We start from the raw sequence: 19,023 nt of genomic DNA, 5'->3' as shown, positions 1-19,023 counted from the left end.
CGCTAAATGGAGGTCTTGTGATGATTAATACACATTGTTTTGATGTTATAGGCAAGAGTCAATTAGCCGATGCAAAAAAGCTTATCACAGATGCTGGTGTTGTTATTGCTTGGGTAAACGCTTATCAAGTGCATATAGCTGCATTACGCCAATAGTAAATAGCATTTTGTGAACACTGTTTTCATAGATTGTGCGTAACAGCGTCAATCATTATTGAATGCCAAATTAAGCCTAATCACTCTGAGTATCACAAGCGTTATGAAATTATTCTGTGGTTGTTGTTTGCTGATCTAATGCTTGAATTTTATTAACTCTATATCGCTGTGCATCAGGTCCTTTAATCCGCCGGGATTTAACATCTAATAGGTATAAGTGATCTGAATAAACACGGTAAATATGACCACGGTCTAAGATAATAATATTACCGGTTTTATCCCATTTAAAGGTACCGCTTCCTTGAAAGGGAATGTTATCAGTGCCTAAACGGACTGTATAGATGGTGTATTTGTTTGGTTTGATAAGTTCTAGTGTGGTGTCCATACCATCACAGCTTGGGCATGGAAATATTCCATGGTATACACCTTGCCATTGCAAGTCTGTTTTACTGCTTGTTGTGGTATTAATATTAGAAGTGTCTTGTTGGCCGCAGCCAAGTATTATTAGTATGAATATCAACCATACATTTTTCATCTAAAATCCTTTTAGATACAAAATTGTCGTGCATATGACGCTCGGCAGTTCTGGGGTGATTCTTGTTAAGTTAAAAATAAGCCATCTACAAGAGTACTATTTCTCATCATGAATATTGCAATATGATCGATTTAATTTATGTTCAATCGGTATCTCAAGACCCATTTTAGCAGTGGTGCACAGAGTATACTTCTGGTTTTACCATCAACCGATGTGGTGAGCTTATCTATAGATATATCATAAATTTTGAGCCCTAACGTTAAATTTATGTTTTGATGTCAAAAAATTGTTTTATCTCGTCAATTCTGTCCATTGCATCCTGATAGCCTAAGTCTATCAAGGTACTAGTGTAGGTTTTTTCGAATAACAGGTATGACACAATACTTGAATCTGATTGTCGATTAATGCCGAAAAATTTTAATAACGTTTTTATGGCAAACGGCATGTCATCATAAAATCGCTCTGCAATGCGACTTAAATCTTGGCTTGGTTTAATCACTAAGGTATCAATATGGCGTAAGTTTAATGTCTCACGATCTGTGGCGGATATCATTGATAAGGTGTTATTGACCCGCTGTAAACGTTCTAAGTCACTGTTTAAGGTGTCCGAGAAAATCGTATCTAATAAATGGCCGGCAATGGTTGCCGTTTTTGGATGATATTCAAATTCGATAGGGAAGTGTTTGTGAGGACTGTCTAAATTAATCACAAATATTTTACTCGCACCAAGGTGGATCGGACTTGATAATGGTGATAATTGATGGACAGAACCATCACCATAATAGGCCTGATTAAGTTTAATTGATGGAAATACCATTGGGATTGCAGAGCTTGCTAGCAGGTGTTCAGTGTGCAATAAACTACGGATACCAACGCGTCTAGCACGTTGCCAATCTTCAATGTGATCATTACCTTGATAGAAGCTATATGATCGTGAATTGTTGTAGCACGAGCAATCGATACTGACAGCTTTGAGTGCTTTATTACCGATATTGCGATCAATTCTTTTAAAATCAATCAGTTTATTCAACAAATGTCGTAATGGCTGATTATCGAGTAGGCTGCCAGCATCCGGGTTTACTTTATCGTCTTGGAGGCCTTTAATTGCCATTTTCCCCAAATGCCTCAACACTTGCGCAATCGATGCACGATAAACCTGATGGGTTTCAAAATGGCGCCACACCCAATCCAGTTTTTTTATGCCTAAATGGAAGCAAGATGCGTGGGTGGCCAGGGACGTTGCATTAATGGCTCCAGCGGATGTACCGCAAATTATATCAAATGGAACATGATGGTTACGGGGATAAAACTGTACTAGGGCTTTTAATACCCCTATTTGATATGCCGCTCTAGCACCACCACCACCTAATACCAATGCTGTTGATATTGACAAGCTTTATCCCTTAATCTTTTTGATGGACGAATTTCTAGTATGAGTGGTTTTAATGTTATATACCAGTTGTCAATAAGTCGACTATGCTATTTATTGTCTATACTTTAATCTGCTTAAAACATTCGCCATAAGACATAACGATGAGTATTTATTGCATAAAAAAATATCCAGATTAATACTAGATAAGATCTAAGGTGTTTTTTTGCTCGTATATGTATTATTAATGTTAGCTACACGTCATGATTAATGATGTTTTTATGGTCTAAGATGTTGATTTTGAAAATGGCCACTCGTTGATTTTTAGCTAGTATTCAATTGGTAATTCAATTTTAAGGATGGCATGTGGCACTGTTTAAGACAAAATCAGAAGTATCGGTTGATAACGATTCAATCAATAAGGCTATCAGACTTTCGCCTTGGAAAATTGCTATTATCGATGATGAAATTGGCATCCATGATGTGACTAAGTTTGCCTTGGGTCATTTCGAATTTGACGGTAAAAAGCTCGCTTTCTACTCCAGCTTTACTGCTAAAGAGGGCTTTGCTTTACTACGTGATGAGCCTGATATCGCACTCGCATTTATCGATGTGGTGATGGAAAATGACCATGCGGGGCTTGATTTAGTTGAGCGCATCCGTAATGAGTTAAACAACCACAGCACGCGGATTATTCTCCGAACAGGGCAGCCAGGTTGTGCACCAGAAGAAAGGGTCATTAGAGAGTTTGATATCAATGACTACAAGGCTAAAACTGAGTTAACTTCGACTAAGCTTAAATCATGTGTTTATACATCGTTACGCTCATATCGAGATATTAAAACGATTGAACAAAGTCAGCGAGGGATGGAGAAAGTTATTCAAGCTTCTTCATCTGTCTTGTTAAGTCATACCCTGCATAATTTCGGTAGCGCAGTTCTCGAGCAGACATTGCAATTGCTTAATTTAAGTAATTCAGCGCTATATTTGACCAGTTTTCGCGAAGACTTGTATCAAGATACTCAGATGAATTTACTTGCGGCAACAGGCAGTCTGGTCAGTTATCGTGAGATAGATAATGTCGAATCACTGCCCGGTGAAGTTAAAGAGTATATTATTGAAGCCATCACCTTAGGTAAGTCGGTTATTCATGACAATATTTATGTGGGATTTTATAAATTTGGCCTAGATGTCACGAGTATCTTATATCTGCAACATGATACTGAATTAACTCCTTTGCAAGTCAGAATACTAGAATTATTTGCCGCCAATGTCAGCCTGACTTTTGAAAACCTTTCTAGCAAAGAAAATGTCCAACAAACCCAACGTGAGCTAATCCTTATTATTGGTGATGCCATTGAGCAGCGCAGTAAAGAAACCGGTGCCCATGTAAGGCGTGTCGCTGTGATGAGCGAAATGTTAGCTCAATATGTTGGCATGAGTGATGATTTTGTTGAAACAATTCGTTATGCAGCTCCGTTGCATGATGTGGGTAAAATCGGTATTCCTGAGAGTATTCTCCATAAACCCGCTAAATTGACTCCTGATGAATGGGAAATAATGAAAACTCATGCAGAAAAGGGTTATGCCTTGCTTGCTGCATCAAACCGTATTATTGCCAAAATGGGTGCGAGAATAGCCTACACCCACCATGAACGCTGGGATGGTAAGGGCTACCCTCGTGGCTTAGTGGGTAATGAGATACCTATTGAAGGTCGAATCATGGCTATCGTTGATGTCATTGATGCCTTACTTTCTAAACGTAGTTATAAAGAGGCGTGGCCCGCTGAAAAGGTAAGAGATTATTTAATTGAGCAGTCTGGTAATCAATTTGATCCACTTATGTGCACTGCAAGTTTGGCATTACTGAATCAGTTTGTGAAGATTCAACAGGAAATGCCGGATTAATAACTGATACCAACAGATTAAGCTATTTAATATGAATCCAATATGTGAGCGGGTATTGCTAGAAGTCAGCCAGTCTGAGTTGATTGATTTGGGCGATTTAGATTTTGCGTCAACCTTGATTATTAAATCAGTATGTCGTGGGCTGAATATAGGTCGAGCCGGTATTTGGTTATTAACTGACGATAATCAGTCAATTGATTGTTTTTTATTAATCGATAATGACACCAAACAACATAATATTACCTTAACCCGATCCCAGTTCCCCAGTTACTTTAAGGCTCTTGATACAGAGAGAATTATTGCTGCCAGTGATGCTTTGACCGATCCAGCCACATACGAATTCGCTGATATCTATTTGCGCCCTAACGCAATTACCGCAATGTTGGACAGCCCTATTAGGCATGCGGGTAAGATGATCGGGATTATTTGTTGTGAGCATAAAGGTGAGATTAGGCACTGGACCTATGATGAACAAGCATTCGTGAGTTCGTTAGCCGATTTGTATGGCCGTGCAGTCAATGCTAAAAAAGTCAAAGCTTATCAAATTGAACTTGAATCGATTAATAGTGCTTTAGAAACACAAGTTGAGAAAAGGACAGCAGAACTCAAAAGAGCCATCAAAAACTTGCAGATAACTCAAGCGAGCTTGATAGAAAATGAGAAATTAGCCGCATTGGGGAATCTCGTTGCGGGTGTTGCGCATGAAGTGAATACTCCACTAGGTATTTCGGTCACCTCCACCAGTCATTGTATTGATGAGCTCAATAAACTCAAAAAGCATTATGGGGCAGGAGATCTTGATGAACAAAAGTTTGTTGATTTCATGGACACACTGACCGACGGCCTTAATCTTGTCGAACGCAATTTGTCACGAGCCGCTGAACTGGTACATAACTTTAAGCGTACGGCGGCAGATCAACTTGTTATAGAGAAAGAAAATATTAACTTAACCGAGTATTTAGAACAGATTTCATCGCCATTACGACCACTCACTCGTAAGCAAGGCATTGAGCTGAATATTCAATTAGAACAACAGCTGTTTGTTAATTCTTATCCTGGTGCCATCGCGCAGATTTTTACTAATTTAGTCTCCAATTGTTTTAGACATGCTTTTCCTGAGGGATTTCCAGGGAAGAAACGCATTCTCTTAGGCGCAGAGATGTGTGGCGATGAAATAAAAATGTTCTATAAAGATAATGGTAAAGGATTAAGTAAAGACGTTAAAAGTAAAATTTTTGAGCCATTCTTTACCACTGCACGAAATGTCGGCGGTACTGGTTTAGGCATGTCTATTGTGCATAACCTAGTAACACAAAAATTGGCCGGTAGGATTGAGATTGTTTCAGAACTTAATCAAGGTTTTGAAGTCGATATTTATATTAAAGATCTAGATTAAAGATCTCGATTAAAGAGAATTTAAGAATAAAAAAACGCACTCGAAAGTGCGTTTTTTCCATGCTATATCAATAACTAGCCTTTTGCTGCGTTTGTCAAGAAAGCCACAATCTCATCAAATGGAATGTCTTGTTTCTCACCTGTGCGACGGTTTTTATACTCAAACACCCCAGCATCGATATTGCGATCGCCAATCACCACAACATGCGGTAGGCCAATCAGTTCCATGTCGGCAAACATAACACCTGGACGCTCTTTACGATCATCCATTAATACTTCAACACCCGCATCAGTTAAGTCTTGGTAAAGTTTTTCGGCAATGTCGGCCACACGATGTGACTTATGCATGTTCATTGGCAAAATACCTACCGTAAACGGTGCGATAGCTTCTGGCCAAATAATGCCGCGGTCATCGTTATTTTGCTCAATGGCAGCCGCCACAATACGGCTTACACCGACACCATAACAACCCATCAACAGAACTTGTGCTTTACCATTTTCATCTAACACAGTGGCATTCATGGCTTTAGAATAGCTAGTACCAAGTTGGAAGATATGTCCCACTTCAATACCACGAGCCATGGCATAGGTGCCTAGGCCATCCGGCGTTGACTCACCTTCAACAACATTACGAATGTCCGCTGAAGTGATTAAAGGTAAATCACGTTCCCAGTTAATGCCAAAATAATGCTTATCTTCAACGTTAGCACCGGCAGCAAAATCGCTCATTACAGTGACACTATGGTCAATAATAATTGGCATCGTTAAGCCTACAGGCCCGATAGAGCCTGGCCCTGCGCCAACGGCTGCGCGGATTTCCGCTTCTGAAGCAAACTCAAAGGGTGAAGCGACTAATTCAAGCTTGTCGGCTTTGATTTCGTTAAGCTCATGATCGCCACGAATAACTAATGCTACCAATGGTGCTTCTTCCGTTGCACCTTTAACGATTAAGGTTTTAACCGTTTGAGTGATAACGACATCAAATTGTTCAACTAATTCTGCAATTGTTTTGGCGTTAGGTGTATCCACTAACGTCATTGTTTGAGTTGGCTCTGCACGTGTGCCGGCTGGCATTGCTGCCTCAGCTTTTTCAATGTTAGCGGCATAGTCGCTACCTGTTGAATAAGCGATTAAATCTTCACCGCTGTTAGCCAGTACATGGAATTCATGCGACATGCTACCGCCAATAGAGCCTGTGTCTGCAAGTACTGGGCGGAATGATAAGCCCATACGAGTCAGAATATTGCTGTATGCGGTGTGCATTGCATGGTAAGTGCTGTCCATGGTTTGTTGATCTAAATGGAAAGAATAGGCATCTTTCATCAAGAATTCGCGTGCGCGCATGACACCAAAACGTGGACGTACTTCGTCACGGAATTTGGTTTGTACTTGGTAAAGTGTTAGCGGCAATTGCTTGTAAGAACTTAATTCTTTACGGACTAAATCGGTGATCACTTCTTCATGGGTAGGTCCCAATACAAAATCACGATTGTTGCGGTCTTGAAAACGCAATAATTCAGGACCAAACTTGTCCCAACGGCCTGTTTCAACCCATAGATCAGCTGGTTGTACTAATGGCATTAATATTTCGATAGCGCCTGTTTTGTTCATTTCTTCACGAACAATGGCTTCAACTTTACGTAATACACGTAAACCTGACGGTAACCAGCTGTAGAGACCTGAAGCATTGCGACGGATCATACCGGCACGTAACATTAACTGATGACTAATCACCTCTGCATTTGCAGGAGTTTCTTTTTGTGTTGAAAGCAGGTACTTACTAACTCGCATTACCAATGTCCAAAATAGTTGCTATGAATTAGCGTCATTTTAGCACCTGCATTAATGATGTCACCTGCTAATTCGACTCAAAAGCAGGCTTTGTGATGCTTAAATGCCAAGTTTGAGATAGCTAAGTTGAAATAACGTCATTTTTATCGATTTATCCTTGCGTTATCACTGCTTGAGGCTATTTGTCGCGTCTATCGCCAATGACTCGAGCCGGATTACCTGCAACGATGGCGTAGTCTGCTACATCTTTGGTCACAATACAGCCCATACCAATAACGGCGTAATCTCCAATCGTCACGCCATCGACAATACCTGCCTGAGCGCCAATCCACACATCTTGGCCTATTACGATACCTTTTGATGTCGCGGGTTGTTTATAAATGGGTGTAGTAGGTGACATGCCATGATTAAAAGCATAAATGGTGACGTTATTAGCTATCCGTGTTTGGTTGCCTATTGTTATGCCATGACGACCACCATCTAAGCTGCAGCCATGATTGATGGCCACTTCATTACCTAAGGTGATAGGGCCATGCAGAAATACCTCTGCTGCAATCATGCATTGATTACCGATGCTGATATCTCGCCCGGGTTCGGCAAACAGCTGAGCTTGTGGGGCAATAAAACTGTGCTCGCCAATATGAATGGTTTCCAGCTGACTCAACTGCTGTTGAATCTCATCTTGCCATGGTTTTGCCCAGGCTAAATGCTTAGGCTTGAGTGAAAAATACAGCCATGGCATCCATGATAAGCGTCGTTTGTGTTGAGCTTGGTAATCAATTTCTGCCATAGGGTTAATCCTTTAACAATGTCACTTTGGTCGGTTTAAGCTCTAGTACTTCGATACCTTGTGCTGTAACACACCAAAAAATATCTAAATCGTACAATGCAACTTGATATAGTTTGGGATCGTCTTTGGCTTTTTTATACGCGGGCCTAGGGTCTTGGGACAATACACCTTCAATAAGCGCGGCAAGATCTTGATATTGTTGTTGTTGGCTATAAAGATTAATTTGTTGACTGGCTAGGGCTGTATAAGTCAGTGGAACCAAGATAGGTGCATCTTGCGCAATGCCACCTTTTGCATCAGTAATTGCATCGGAAAACGGAACATAGGGCTTAATATCAACAATTGGCGTACCGTCTAATAAATCCATACCCGATATCACCAAACACACTTTACCTTTACGTTGAACCACCCCGTGTAGCTTCACCACTGATTGGCCAATACCATTTGGGCGAAATGTAGATCGTGTGGCAAACACGCCTAGTTTTTCATTACCGCCTAGTCGAGGAGGGCGCACTGTGGTTTTCCAACCTTGGGCTAAATTCTCATGAAAACTGAATAGTAACCATAAGTGTGAATATTGCTCTATGCCTCTGACTGCATCAAGATGATTAAAATCAGGTTCAAACTCAATATAACCGACAGCATTGACTAGTCCCGGTTGACGCGGAATACCAAACTTTTGTTTATAGGGGGTTCTGCATATTGCAACTGCATTTAATTGGCTACTAAACGGCACGCTAGATTGGTTATTAATAGGAGCTGTTTGGCTGTGTTGATCGTTGCCTTGTGTCATGCGGTACCTGAATTAAACAGAAAATAGGAAATGAAAAATCAAATATAAAAAATATTGATGAGTGTGATATGAGCACTCATCATCTATAGGCTGCGAATATACTCTATTGAGTTATTATTTTTTTTCAGCTGTTTTAATCGCTTGGCCAACGCAAAGCGCTCGACTAAAACAACTATTGTCAGCTTCAGTAATCATAAAGCAGCTTTTAACGACAAAACCATTTGCGCCTATGTCTGCTGCAGCTCTTCTGGCATTAGTGCGAGCAACTGACATTTGTGGTGGTGCATCCTGTTTGGTTTCTTGGCAGGCTTCACCTTCAATTAAACCTAATATTTCAAATGTCCCTTTGGGTTGCTCATTACCTTCATATAACTGCACATCACCGACTTTAAAATAATCATTGATGGCTTTACTGTCTAAATTACTTTTGAACGTGTAATCACTGGCACAAGCACTCAATAATAGTGCTATGCCTGAGATTATAAATGCATATTTAAGAGAAAACGTCATGGCCGTAACCTTATTATTAATGGGTAATAGATCTGCAACAGTTAGTTTACCCTGTCTTATGGCGATGATAAAGCAATCAAATGCCACAAAAAAAGAGCTTACCTAAGTAAGCTCTTTTTTATTTTAAAGAATTAACCGTGAGATTATTCTTTAGTTAAAATATTTATTCCATGCCTGGAATTAAAAATTCGCTCATGCTTTTGCCGCTATCAACTTGTTGTTTGAATACGGTTGGCATACGACCTTGACCTGTCCATTGAATTAATTCACCGTCAATGGTGATTTGATATTTTGGTGGACGTGGTGCACGCTTTTTAGTTGATGTTTTAGCAGAGGCTGTGACTTCACCTAAATCTTCGATTGATAAACCACTGTTTTCAATTTGAGCAAGAATTTCAGCAATACGAGCATTACGCTCTGCATTGGCTTCAAGTTCTAATTTTTCTTCTTCTTCACGTTCAGTAATGATCTTTTCTAATTTTGCCGCGGTTTCGCGTAAATCATCAAGAGACAATTCTTTTACTGCAGCTTTAAAACGACGGCCGTGGGTTAGTATGTCTAAAAAATCACTCATTTTGTGTAGTTTCCTAATGATTTATTTATAAAATAAAAAGTTATCAAAGATGTTTTTTAATGTTTCAGGTAAATTTCAGTGCATCATTTGGTTTGTTGTGGTCTTTATTATTAATATAAATAACATTAACTCACTGATTATTACCAAGACAGCTTAATTAATACTGAATATAGCTGTAATAATAGAAACTATTTGTCATTGAATCAAATTAAATCATCTAAATATTGAATAAATTTTAATTAATCACTTGTATCAAATAATTAATGTTCCACAGTTTGTTTTGTTTGATTGCCACCACAATCATAAAAAAAATATAAACAGTCGTTTGACTTTGATTGACGTTAACGTTAACAGGACGTAAAGTTAGCCTATCTTGCATTGGCAAACGCCAGTGTGTTGTCCACATACATTGAAGGTGTAGAAGGAAAACCTATGAAAATATTGGTGCCTGTTAAACGCGTAGTTGATGCCAATGTAAAGGTCAGGGTAAAAGCTGACAACACAAGTGTTGATACGACGAACCTTAAAATGGCGTTAAACCCATTTTGCGAAATAGCAGTTGAAGAAGCAGTTCGCTTGAAAGAAGCTGGCGTAGCCACTGAAGTTATCGTGGTGAGTGTTGGCGCAAAAGCAGTGCAGGAGCAATTAAGAACTGCAATGGCATTAGGTGCTGATAGAGCCATTCATATTGAAACTGATGAAGAATTGGTGCCACTATCAATTGCGAAACTGTTAAAAGCTGTGCAAGAAAAAGAACAAGCGCAGTTAATTATTTTTGGTAAGCAGTCTATTGACGGCGATAACAACCAAACTGGACAAATGTTAGCGGCACTAACTGATATGCCACAAGCGACATTTGCATCAGAAGTAAAAGTTGATGGTGATATGATCACCGTTACTCGTGAAATAGATGGCGGACTGCAAACCCTGAAAATGCCTTTACCTGCCATTGTCACGGTTGATTTACGTTTGAACGAACCTCGCTATGCTTCATTACCCAATATTATGAAAGCTAAACGCAAGCCATTAGACATTATGACTGTGGCTGATTTAGGTGTGAGCTTGAAAACACATCAAACAGTGATCAGCGTAACACCTCCGGTTGAGCGTAAAGCTGGCATTATGGTGTCTTCTGTTGAGGCGTTAGTCGATAAGTTAAAAAATGAAGCGAAGGTGATCTAACATGACCATTTTAGTATTAGCAGAACACGATAATGTGAGTTTGAAAACTGACACGGCCAAAGTCGTTAGCGCAGCTGCCGCCATTGGCGGTGATATTCATATACTGGTCGCGGGTGTTGATTGTTCTGCTGCGGTAACGGCAGCACAACACTTAGCCGGTGTGAGTAAAGTATTAGTGGCTGATGCAACTCAATATGGTGCTCAATTAGCGGAAAACGTTTCTAAGTTGGTCGTTGAGGTTGCGGCTGATTACGAACATATCTTGGCTGCAGCAACCAGTATTGGTAAAGATACATTACCTCGTGTCGCAGCATTGTTAGATGTTTCTCAAATTTCAGAAGTCATTGAAGTGGTCAGTAGTGACACTTTTGTGCGTCCTATTTATGCCGGTAATGCGCTGTCGACAGTGCAGAGTTTAGACGCGAAGAAAGTCATGACTGTGCGTTCTAGTGCATTTGATGCTGTCGCGTCAACGGGCAATGCTGAAGTGGTTAACCTAAGTCAAGCTATTGATGCTCGCACTGAGTTCGTGTCTCAGTCGTTAACTGAATCAGCACGTCCAGAGCTAGGTAATGCAGGCATTATTGTCTCTGGTGGCCGCGGCATGGGGAGTGGTGAAAACTTTGCTATTTTAGAACAGCTAGCCGATAAGCTTGGCGCAGCAGTAGGTGCATCTCGTGCCGCTGTGGATGCTGGCTTTGTGCCTAACGATTTACAAGTGGGACAAACAGGTAAGATTGTTGCCCCTGATCTGTATATTGCTGTGGGCATTTCGGGTGCGATTCAACATCTTGCCGGAATGAAAGACTCTAAGGTGATTGTGGCTATTAACAAAGATCCTGAAGCGCCTATTTTCCAGGTGGCAGATTACGGTTTAGTCGCGGACTTATTTGAAGCCATTCCTGCATTAAATAATCTGCTTTAATGGCATATTATTGACCCCAATTGAGTCATTAGCTTGTTTAACGTGTCGTTCTACTAGCCAATCGTTCAGATTAAAAGGTTTCTACTTGGTAAAGTAGGAACCTTTTTTATTGATATTTTTTATCATATGGATGTTTTTATGAGCAAAGGTGTCAGTCGGGTTATCCAGTTGCCGTTTTTGTATTCAGTGCGATAGTGTGCATTTGCATTAGAAACGTTAAACTAATGCTATTAAATTGTGGCTATAGTTAATAATATTGTTATTTGTGCTGTAGTTTAGGACTTTTTTGCTGGTATAGAGCGTGTGGTTTATGATTGTATGTGCGCGCTGTTTGTAATGGGCTATTTATGATTACAAATACAAAAGTAGAGGTGCATTGCATAATAGTCAGGTTGAATTGGGTGATGCCAATAATTCAACCTAAAAGGATGCAATGCCGAAATAAGTGAGGTGATCGCCCTCATTTGTTGGGCCAGTTCTCGAAAGGGGCTGTACTGTCATAGTGTTTTTATCTATGTGATAAAAATAATGATATTCATATTAAATGGATATTTCTGTGGAGTGCTACTAGATAAGTTAACCCATATACTTTCTGTGTATGGCGAGTCTTATTTCTAGTTTTTCTCTATTCGTATCCAACGAAGAAATAATTAAATTATGATAATAAGTTATGCCGATTCGGCACTTTCTGTTTTGCCACCACTTTTGGCAATTACACTTGCTATTTTAACCCGTAAGGTATTGCTGTCTTTGGGGTTAGGTATTATTTTTGGTGCCTTATTGCTGACCGATTTTTCATTGGTTGGTAGCAGCGAATATATTTTAAGTACAGCGAGTCAGCTCGTTTGGAAAGATGCTGCACTGAATAGTTGGAACGTATATATCTTAGGTTTTTTGGTTGTGCTGGGCATGATAACCGCATTGATCACCGTTAGTGGTTCTGCTCGTGCTTTTGCTGATTGGGCCAAACTGCGCATTCGTAATAAGCGCGATGCTAAGTTAATGACCATTTTTTTAGGCTGTGTAGTCTTTATTGATGACTACTTCAATAGTTTAGTCGTAGGTTCTATTTCAAGGCCTATCACGGACAGATACCATATTTCACGCGCAAAACTTGCCTATATTTTAGATTCTACCGCGGCACCGATTTGCGTTATTTCCCCGGTATCGAGCTGGGGAGCCTATATTATTGCGCTTATTGGCGGCATTCTAACTGCACATGGTTTTGCTGACTCAGGTCATTTAAGTGTCTTTATACAGATGATCCCGATGAACTTTTATGCCGTGTTCTCATTATTATTACTAGTGTGTGTGGCGACGTTCAGTTTAAACATAGGACCAATGCGTCAGCATGAATTAAATGCACTTCGTGGTGAGTTGTATGATGAATCAAAAGGCCAACCACCGGGAGCGGTTACTGATTTACCTGAAGCTGATACCGGTAAAGTGATTGGTTTATTTTTACCGATTGCGATATTAGTATTTGCGACCCTTTATTTTATGGTCTCTAGTGGGGCAGAAGCATTAGCGGCTAAAGAGCAGATGTTTAGTGTACTAGGTGCATTTGAAAATACTGATGTGAGTTCATCATTGTTTTTTGGTTCTATCGTCGGTTTGATTGCGACAGTGTTGTTGGCATTTCAACAGAAAGTAGAGCTGTCTATGTTGCTCAAAGGCATCTCTGTTGGTGCTCGTTCAATGTTACCCGCTATTTATATTTTATTGTTCGCTTGGACGATATCAAGTGTCATTGGTCAGCTTGAAACCGGTAAGTTCATGGCCAGTTTAGCAACTGATAATATTCCGTTTGCGCTATTGCCTGCCATGTTATTTCTATTGGCTGGGATCACCGCATTTTCAACGGGAACGAGTTGGGGAACCTTCGGTATTATGTTGCCTATAGCGGCCGATATGGCGATGGGAAGTGATAGCACCATGATGCTACCTATGCTAGCAGCTGTGCTTTCTGGTGCCGTATTTGGTGACCATTGCTCACCTATTTCCGATACCACTATTTTGTCATCAACGGGGGCGAGTTGCCATCATATCGATCATGTGGTGACCCAGCTTCCTTATGCACTTATCGCTGCATTGATTAGTTTCGTCGGTTATATTGTGCTTGGGTTTACGGGCTCGTTAATGGCTGGATTGATTTGTTGTAGTGCGTTGTTTCTTATCAGTATCCTAGTATTGTACTTTTGGGCAAAAAAGTAATGCTACATCCTTATACTTATGAGTAATAAGCCGATTGATTAAGCTTTGAAAAAATGCCGTATACATAACGAATACGGCATTTTTGTTTGTTGTTGCGAAGTTAAAAAAGGTAATATGGACGGTACTGACTGTCTAACCATTAGGACGCTACATTTTGGCGCAACTGTACTTTTATTATTCGGCGATGAATGCCGGTAAATCAACTTCGTTACTGCAGTCTTCTTATAATTATCGTGAGCGCGGTATGCATACCTTAGTGATGACAGCATCAATAGATAATCGATATGGTATTGGCAAAGTGTCTTCGCGTATTGGGATTGAAACCGATGCCCAGGTGTTTGGTAGTACTGACAATTTAATTGAGCTGATTTCGACATCCAATGACGAGCAAAAAATTCACTGCGTACTGATTGATGAGTGTCAGTTTTTAAGTAAAGAGCAGGTTAGGCAGATAACCTATGTTGTCGATAATCTCGATATTCCCGTATTATGTTATGGATTACGTAATGATTTTCAGGGTGAGTTGTTTTCAGGTAGCCATTACTTGCTCGCTTGGGCAGATAAGCTCGTTGAATTAAAAACCATTTGTCATTGTGGCCGTAAAGCCAATATGGTGGTTCGCCTTGATCATGAAGGTAATCCTATGCGCGAAGGTGAACAAGTGGAGATTGGCGGTAACGAGAGTTACGAGTCAGTTTGTCGTAAGCATTTTCGCGAGTTTTTGTGGGATTAGTTGGCCATTAAAGACGTATTAGAATTACGTTAGCGACCGCTGCAGAATAAACAAAGCCGCTTAAATTAACATTGAAGCGGCTTTGTTATTTGTGTTTTAGGTGCTTATGTTTTAGTTGCTTATGTGGAGATTAAAAGTCAGCTGCTGCGAAATTGACAATGTCAGCACTGCTAGCTTCAATTTGTTTGCGTAAGCTGCGAGTTTGGCTGCCCCAATAGCTCATGAAGAATTTTGCCGTATTAAGTTTAGCTTGATAAAACTCACTTTCTTCAGTACCAGCTTCTAATGCTGCCAATGATGTTGCCGCCACACGGGTCCACATCCAAGCCAGAGCGGTAATGCCAAAGAGTTGCATATATGGCATTGATGCTGCGCCAATAAGGTCTGGGTTTTTACTGGCCGATTGAACAATAAAACCAGTGGCTTTTTCAAGATCGCCCGCAGCGTCCATTAACCCTGCAAGATAGGGCTTCATGGCTTCGTTGCCGGAATTATCTTGAATTAACTGTTTTACCATGCCTGACCATAACGTTAATGCTGCCCCTTTGTCGCTCAGTAATTTACGGCCTACTAAATCCAAAGCCTGAACGCCATTTGTGCCTTCATAAATCATTGCGATACGAATATCACGCACATACTGCTCCATACCCCATTCATTAATATAGCCATGACCGCCATAAACCTGCTGCGCATCTACGCATGCTTTAAAGCCTTGGTCGGTAACGAAACCTTTAACAATCGGTGTAAATAAAGCTGCCAGGGCATTTGCTTGTTTGGCTTTTTCCGGGTCAGTATGACGTTCTACTTGGTCAAGCCATAATGCCTGTTGGCCCATTAACGCACGTGTTCCTTCATTGAAAGACTTTTGCGATAACAGCATACGTCTTATGTCACCATGGACTAATAATGAGTCTGCGGCTTGTTCAGGCTGTTTAACACCACTTAATGCACGACCTTGAATGCGCTCTTTGGCATAAACAAGTGCATTTTGGTAAGCAATATCAGATACGCCTAAACCCTGAATACCGACACCCAGACGTGCTTGGTTCATCATGGTGAACATGGCTTTTAAGCCCTGATGTGGTGCACCAACTAATTCGCCAATTGCGCCATCAAAATGCATGACACAAGTTGAGTTACCGTGAATGCCCATTTTGTGTTCCAGACCCGTCGCACTCAGCGTATTGGCGTCACCTAAACTGCCGTCGGCATTGACTAAAAATTTCGGTACCGCAAATAATGAAATGCCTTTAACACCTTCTGGTGCATCGGGTAGGCGTGCTAATACTAAGTGAATAATATTATCAGCAAGATCGTGATCACCTGATGAAATAAAGATTTTCTCGCCGCTAATGGCAAACAGCTCATCTCCGGCAGGAATAGCTTTAGTGCGCAATAACGCTAAATCGGTACCAGCATGCGATTCAGTTAAGTTCATGGTTCCAGTCCATTCACCACTGACTAGTTTAGCTAAATACTTTTGTTTTAGTGCATCGCTGCCATGGACATGAATAGCAGAATAAGCGCCATGGGTTAACCCAGGATACATAGCAAAAGCCATGTTGGTCGCGGTTTTCATTTCGGTGGCAAAGGTACCAATCACTTCTGGCAGGCCTTGGCCGCCAAATTCAGGATCGCAGGTTAGTGTGGCCCAGCCATCTTCGACATACTGCTTGTAAGCTTGCTTAAACCCAGAAGGGGTGATGACTTTACCGTCAACCAATTTACAACCTTCCAAGTCACCGCTTGCATTGAGTGGCAACATGATGTCGGTAGTGAAGTCGGCGACACCTTGTAAAATCGCATCAGTTAAATCTGCATCTAATTCATCAAAACCACGTAAGTCAGTTTGTTGATAGACATTAAGCAGTTCAGACAGAATGAATTGATAATCACGCAGGGGAGCTTGGTAAATTGGCATAAGGTCATTCCTTGGTTATGGGGTCGTTAAGTTTGGTCGCGGCAACAAGGTATCGTCTTGTTACTGGTCCAATCAGATTATGTTAGTTCAGCTAACATAACTAATTTCGAGTAAAAACTCAGTATTATTTTTACGTAAGCGTAAACTTATTTTGGTGCGTGAAATGTACCGATTTATTTACTCTTCAATATCCGAGTGACTTATTTGTTGTAATACCGTCTTCAGGCTTGGAAAGATCAACAAGTGCTCGCGAAACGATTATCTGAAATGCACATGAATACATAATGGCAACTCTCCGGTCTATAAAGGTTAATACATAAAAATAATCCATAAATAGGGCGCGTTATGAAATTTGTTTGGTCAGTAGTCAGTATATCTGCATTGCTATTATTGTCTTTTATATCCCAAAGCACAGCCGATGCTGCTGCGAAAGTGGATGAGTCTGTTGCTACTAACTTTGAATTAATGACCTCTGATGGCCAATCATTTACTCTGAATGATTACGCCGGTAAACCGGTTATTTTGCATTTTTGGGCTACCTGGTGTCCATATTGTAAAAAGCTGCAACCCGGTTTAGAAAAACTACGACTTAACTACCAACACACTGACTTGCAAATGATTGGTATTAGTTTTAGCGAAGATGCTGGCGCCAATCCAGGGCAGAGTTTGCTCGATCGAGGTATAAAAATGACCACGCTGGTTTTAGGTGATGAGGTTGCTAATTTGTATGGCATAACAGGTACCCCAACAACAGTGTTTATTGACCGAAGTGGCCACATTGCATGGATGAGCAATACGTCTGATCCTGACGACCCTAATTTGGATAAAGCGATACAGTTTTTATTAAAATAGCCATGATGAAAAGCCGAACGTTGTTTGCTCATTTATGATAGGTCATTGAGCCGATTATATTTATTCGGCTTGTTTACTTGAGGTATATTTTAAAAGAAGCGGCCCTATCAGGGTCGTTAGGGCGATAACCATGACTAATATGGCAAACTCTTTGGCTTGAATGACGTCAAGTTGGCGTCCCATCTCTGCAAATACTAATCCTACTTCACCTCTGGGTACCATTGCTGAACCCACAATCATTTTTTCGTGCCAGTTTGAGCTGGCCAACAATCCGGCCATGAATTTACTTGCTACGGCGATAAAAGTTAACCAAGCGAGTAATAGTAAGCCCATGAAGCTCATATCAAGTTGACTTAGATCCAGGCTGATGCCGACATAAACGAAAAAAATTGGGCTAAATAGCTGTACTAGCGGCTTTGCTGATTGTTCCAGTTTGTGGGTATAGCTAAAGGGGTTTTTAAGGTATTGATTAAATGGCGAGGTAAATTGTCGTGACAAGCCCATTCCGACGGCAAAGCCACCTAAAATAGCCGGGGTACCAAACCAATGAGCTAACCAGGCAAATAAGCAAATCATTGCCGTAACGACAAACACTTCATAACCGGGAATGCGTGTTTTAAGGTGAAGCCAGCGGGTTAAATAAATCATCACTCTGACCAGTGGCGGGCTGAAAATGATAAAGCAGGCAATCATGATAAATAATACTAAGGTTGAGCTTACGGCTAATTCTCCAGATGAGGCGAAATTAAACAACACGCTCAGTAGTATCACGCCAACGATATCATCGATAACCGCAGCCCCTAGAATAATTTGCCCAGCCGCACTTTGAGTTTGATTATTGAGTGCTAAAACTCGCATTGAAATACCAATGCTGGTGGCCGTTAATGCGCAACCAAAAAATAATGCTGTAAAAGGAGGTAGAGAAAGCCAATACAGGCTGGCCAATCCTGTGAAGAGTAAGGGTATTGCAATGCCTAACAATGCAACACTTACGGCTTTAGTGCCAGAATGGGCAAGCTTTTTGATAGAGGTTTCACAGCCAATATCAAATAATAAAAAAATCACCCCCAGTTCTGCGATGATGGCTAATGTACTATGAGGTACAACCCAATTGAGTAGTGACGGGCCAATTAATATCCCCGCAGTGACTTCACCCACTACGCTGGGAAATCCTAATCGGTCACTAAGCTCACCTAACAATCTACCCACAACAAGAATGAGAAAAAGTGACATTACAAAGCTGTTTATTGCCATTTATCCTCCTTCAGGTTAGGCAATATGTTATTGATTTGTGTGAACCCAATAAAGTTGATGTTGATCAATTTTAGTTGCGATACTTAAGCACAAACTTACGCTATTAGCTAAGCTAAAGATAG

At 40.7% G+C, this 19,023-nt stretch carries 17 protein-coding genes and 1 riboswitch; of the genes, 8 read left to right on the top strand and 9 right to left on the bottom strand.

Features of this window, described 5'->3' with window-relative positions; genetic code table 11:
* Window positions 1-17: 17 nt before the first annotated feature.
* The gene (locus H5123_RS12065) at window positions 18-155 is read left to right on the top strand and encodes a hypothetical protein (protein WP_182698109.1); all 138 of its coding nucleotides are present in this window, start codon (window positions 18-20) and stop codon (window positions 153-155) included.
* Between the two features lie 109 nt (window positions 156-264).
* Here H5123_RS12065 and H5123_RS12060 read toward each other — a convergent pair whose 3' ends face one another.
* Window positions 265-690 carry a copper resistance protein NlpE gene (locus tag H5123_RS12060; protein WP_182698108.1) on the bottom strand — a complete coding sequence of 142 codons (426 nt, stop codon included), beginning with the start codon at window positions 688-690 and terminating at the stop codon, window positions 265-267.
* 265 nt (window positions 691-955) lie between these two features.
* Entirely contained in the window at window positions 956-2,083 is a 1,128-nt protein-coding gene (locus H5123_RS12055; protein ID WP_182698107.1) for a patatin-like phospholipase family protein, read from the bottom strand.
* A gap of 342 nt (window positions 2,084-2,425) precedes the next feature.
* Here H5123_RS12055 and H5123_RS12050 point away from each other — a divergent pair, with 342 nt between their 5' ends.
* Together H5123_RS12050 and H5123_RS12045 are read left to right on the top strand one after the other, a co-directional pair.
* Complete coding sequence (locus tag H5123_RS12050) at window positions 2,426-3,967, top strand: DUF3369 domain-containing protein (RefSeq protein WP_124017979.1); 1,542 nt, start codon at window positions 2,426-2,428, stop codon at window positions 3,965-3,967.
* Between the two features lie 31 nt (window positions 3,968-3,998).
* Window positions 3,999-5,363: a sensor histidine kinase gene (locus tag H5123_RS12045; protein ID WP_182698106.1), complete on the top strand. Its 1,365-nt coding sequence runs from the start codon at window positions 3,999-4,001 to the stop codon at window positions 5,361-5,363.
* 74 nt (window positions 5,364-5,437) lie between these two features.
* Here the strand turns inward: H5123_RS12045 and H5123_RS12040 are convergent, their stop codons facing one another.
* From H5123_RS12040 to H5123_RS12020, 5 genes are all read right to left on the bottom strand, one after another.
* Window positions 5,438-7,153 (bottom strand): proline--tRNA ligase, encoded by a 1,716-nt coding sequence (locus tag H5123_RS12040; RefSeq protein ID WP_182698105.1) that lies wholly within the window; start codon window positions 7,151-7,153, stop codon window positions 5,438-5,440.
* A 178-nt stretch (window positions 7,154-7,331) separates the two neighbouring features.
* Window positions 7,332-7,943, bottom strand: coding sequence for a DapH/DapD/GlmU-related protein (locus H5123_RS12035; protein ID WP_124017982.1), 612 nt, complete (start codon window positions 7,941-7,943; stop codon window positions 7,332-7,334).
* 4 nt (window positions 7,944-7,947) lie between these two features.
* Window positions 7,948-8,736, bottom strand: a complete 789-nt coding sequence (gene tsaA, locus H5123_RS12030; protein ID WP_220487626.1) for a tRNA (N6-threonylcarbamoyladenosine(37)-N6)-methyltransferase TrmO — start codon at window positions 8,734-8,736, stop codon at window positions 7,948-7,950.
* Window positions 8,737-8,850: 114 nt separating this feature from the next.
* On the bottom strand, window positions 8,851-9,246 hold the full coding sequence (rcsF, locus tag H5123_RS12025; protein WP_182698104.1) for an Rcs stress response system protein RcsF: 396 nt from the start codon (window positions 9,244-9,246) through the stop codon (window positions 8,851-8,853).
* 163 nt (window positions 9,247-9,409) lie between these two features.
* Complete coding sequence (locus H5123_RS12020; RefSeq protein WP_124017984.1) at window positions 9,410-9,820, bottom strand: H-NS family nucleoid-associated regulatory protein; 411 nt, start codon at window positions 9,818-9,820, stop codon at window positions 9,410-9,412.
* A 432-nt stretch (window positions 9,821-10,252) separates the two neighbouring features.
* On the opposite strand from H5123_RS12020, the gene H5123_RS12015 reads away from it, so the two are divergent.
* The 4 genes from H5123_RS12015 (at window position 10,253) to H5123_RS12000 (ending at window position 14,874) form a co-directional block, all read left to right on the top strand.
* Window positions 10,253-11,002, top strand: a complete 750-nt coding sequence (locus tag H5123_RS12015; protein WP_124017985.1) for an electron transfer flavoprotein subunit beta/FixA family protein — start codon at window positions 10,253-10,255, stop codon at window positions 11,000-11,002.
* 1 nt (window position 11,003) lies between these two features.
* Entirely contained in the window at window positions 11,004-11,927 is a 924-nt protein-coding gene (locus tag H5123_RS12010; RefSeq protein ID WP_182698103.1) for an electron transfer flavoprotein subunit alpha/FixB family protein, read from the top strand.
* A 358-nt stretch (window positions 11,928-12,285) separates the two neighbouring features.
* A riboswitch (Lysine riboswitch) is annotated at window positions 12,286-12,502 on the top strand.
* 82 nt (window positions 12,503-12,584) lie between these two features.
* Entirely contained in the window at window positions 12,585-14,141 is a 1,557-nt protein-coding gene (locus H5123_RS12005; RefSeq protein ID WP_220487625.1) for a Na+/H+ antiporter NhaC family protein, read from the top strand.
* Window positions 14,142-14,295: 154 nt separating this feature from the next.
* Window positions 14,296-14,874, top strand: coding sequence for a thymidine kinase (locus H5123_RS12000; RefSeq protein ID WP_124017988.1), 579 nt, complete (start codon window positions 14,296-14,298; stop codon window positions 14,872-14,874).
* A gap of 130 nt (window positions 14,875-15,004) precedes the next feature.
* Here the strand turns inward: H5123_RS12000 and H5123_RS11995 are convergent, their stop codons facing one another.
* The gene (locus H5123_RS11995) at window positions 15,005-16,795 is read right to left on the bottom strand and encodes an acyl-CoA dehydrogenase C-terminal domain-containing protein (protein ID WP_182698102.1); all 1,791 of its coding nucleotides are present in this window, start codon (window positions 16,793-16,795) and stop codon (window positions 15,005-15,007) included.
* 345 nt (window positions 16,796-17,140) lie between these two features.
* On the opposite strand from H5123_RS11995, the gene H5123_RS11990 reads away from it, so the two are divergent.
* Window positions 17,141-17,647, top strand: a complete 507-nt coding sequence (locus H5123_RS11990) for a TlpA family protein disulfide reductase (RefSeq protein ID WP_182698101.1) — start codon at window positions 17,141-17,143, stop codon at window positions 17,645-17,647.
* 60 nt (window positions 17,648-17,707) lie between these two features.
* Here the strand turns inward: H5123_RS11990 and H5123_RS11985 are convergent, their stop codons facing one another.
* Window positions 17,708-18,901 carry a cation:proton antiporter gene (locus H5123_RS11985; protein WP_182698100.1) on the bottom strand — a complete coding sequence of 398 codons (1,194 nt, stop codon included), beginning with the start codon at window positions 18,899-18,901 and terminating at the stop codon, window positions 17,708-17,710.
* Between the last annotated feature and the right edge of the window lie 122 nt (window positions 18,902-19,023).

Origin of the sequence: Shewanella sp. SR43-4 (genome assembly GCF_014163845.1) — a bacterium.
Lineage (GTDB): Bacteria > Pseudomonadota > Gammaproteobacteria > Enterobacterales > Shewanellaceae > Shewanella > Shewanella vesiculosa.
This window is presented reverse-complemented; position numbering and strand designations above follow the sequence as displayed.

Bases quoted from the DNA above. Each gene is read 5' to 3' on its own strand.
- H5123_RS12060 (WP_182698108.1), bottom strand. From the start codon at position 690: ATGAAAAATGTATGGTTGATATTCATACTAATAATACTTGGCTGCGGC.
- H5123_RS12045 (WP_182698106.1), top strand. From the start codon at position 3,999: ATGAATCCAATATGTGAGCGGGTATTGCTAGAAGTCAGCCAGTCTGAG.
- H5123_RS12040 (WP_182698105.1), bottom strand. From the start codon at position 7,153: ATGCGAGTTAGTAAGTACCTGCTTTCAACACAAAAAGAAACTCCTGCA.
- H5123_RS12035 (WP_124017982.1), bottom strand. From the start codon at position 7,943: ATGGCAGAAATTGATTACCAAGCTCAACACAAACGACGCTTATCATGG.
- tsaA (WP_220487626.1), bottom strand. From the start codon at position 8,736: ATGACACAAGGCAACGATCAACACAGCCAAACAGCTCCTATTAATAAC.
- rcsF (WP_182698104.1), bottom strand. From the start codon at position 9,246: ATGACGTTTTCTCTTAAATATGCATTTATAATCTCAGGCATAGCACTA.
- H5123_RS12020 (WP_124017984.1), bottom strand. From the start codon at position 9,820: ATGAGTGATTTTTTAGACATACTAACCCACGGCCGTCGTTTTAAAGCT.
- H5123_RS12015 (WP_124017985.1), top strand. From the start codon at position 10,253: ATGAAAATATTGGTGCCTGTTAAACGCGTAGTTGATGCCAATGTAAAG.
- H5123_RS12010 (WP_182698103.1), top strand. From the start codon at position 11,004: ATGACCATTTTAGTATTAGCAGAACACGATAATGTGAGTTTGAAAACT.
- H5123_RS12005 (WP_220487625.1), top strand. From the start codon at position 12,585: ATGATAATAAGTTATGCCGATTCGGCACTTTCTGTTTTGCCACCACTT.
- H5123_RS11995 (WP_182698102.1), bottom strand. From the start codon at position 16,795: ATGCCAATTTACCAAGCTCCCCTGCGTGATTATCAATTCATTCTGTCT.
- H5123_RS11990 (WP_182698101.1), top strand. From the start codon at position 17,141: ATGAAATTTGTTTGGTCAGTAGTCAGTATATCTGCATTGCTATTATTG.
- H5123_RS11985 (WP_182698100.1), bottom strand. From the start codon at position 18,901: ATGGCAATAAACAGCTTTGTAATGTCACTTTTTCTCATTCTTGTTGTG.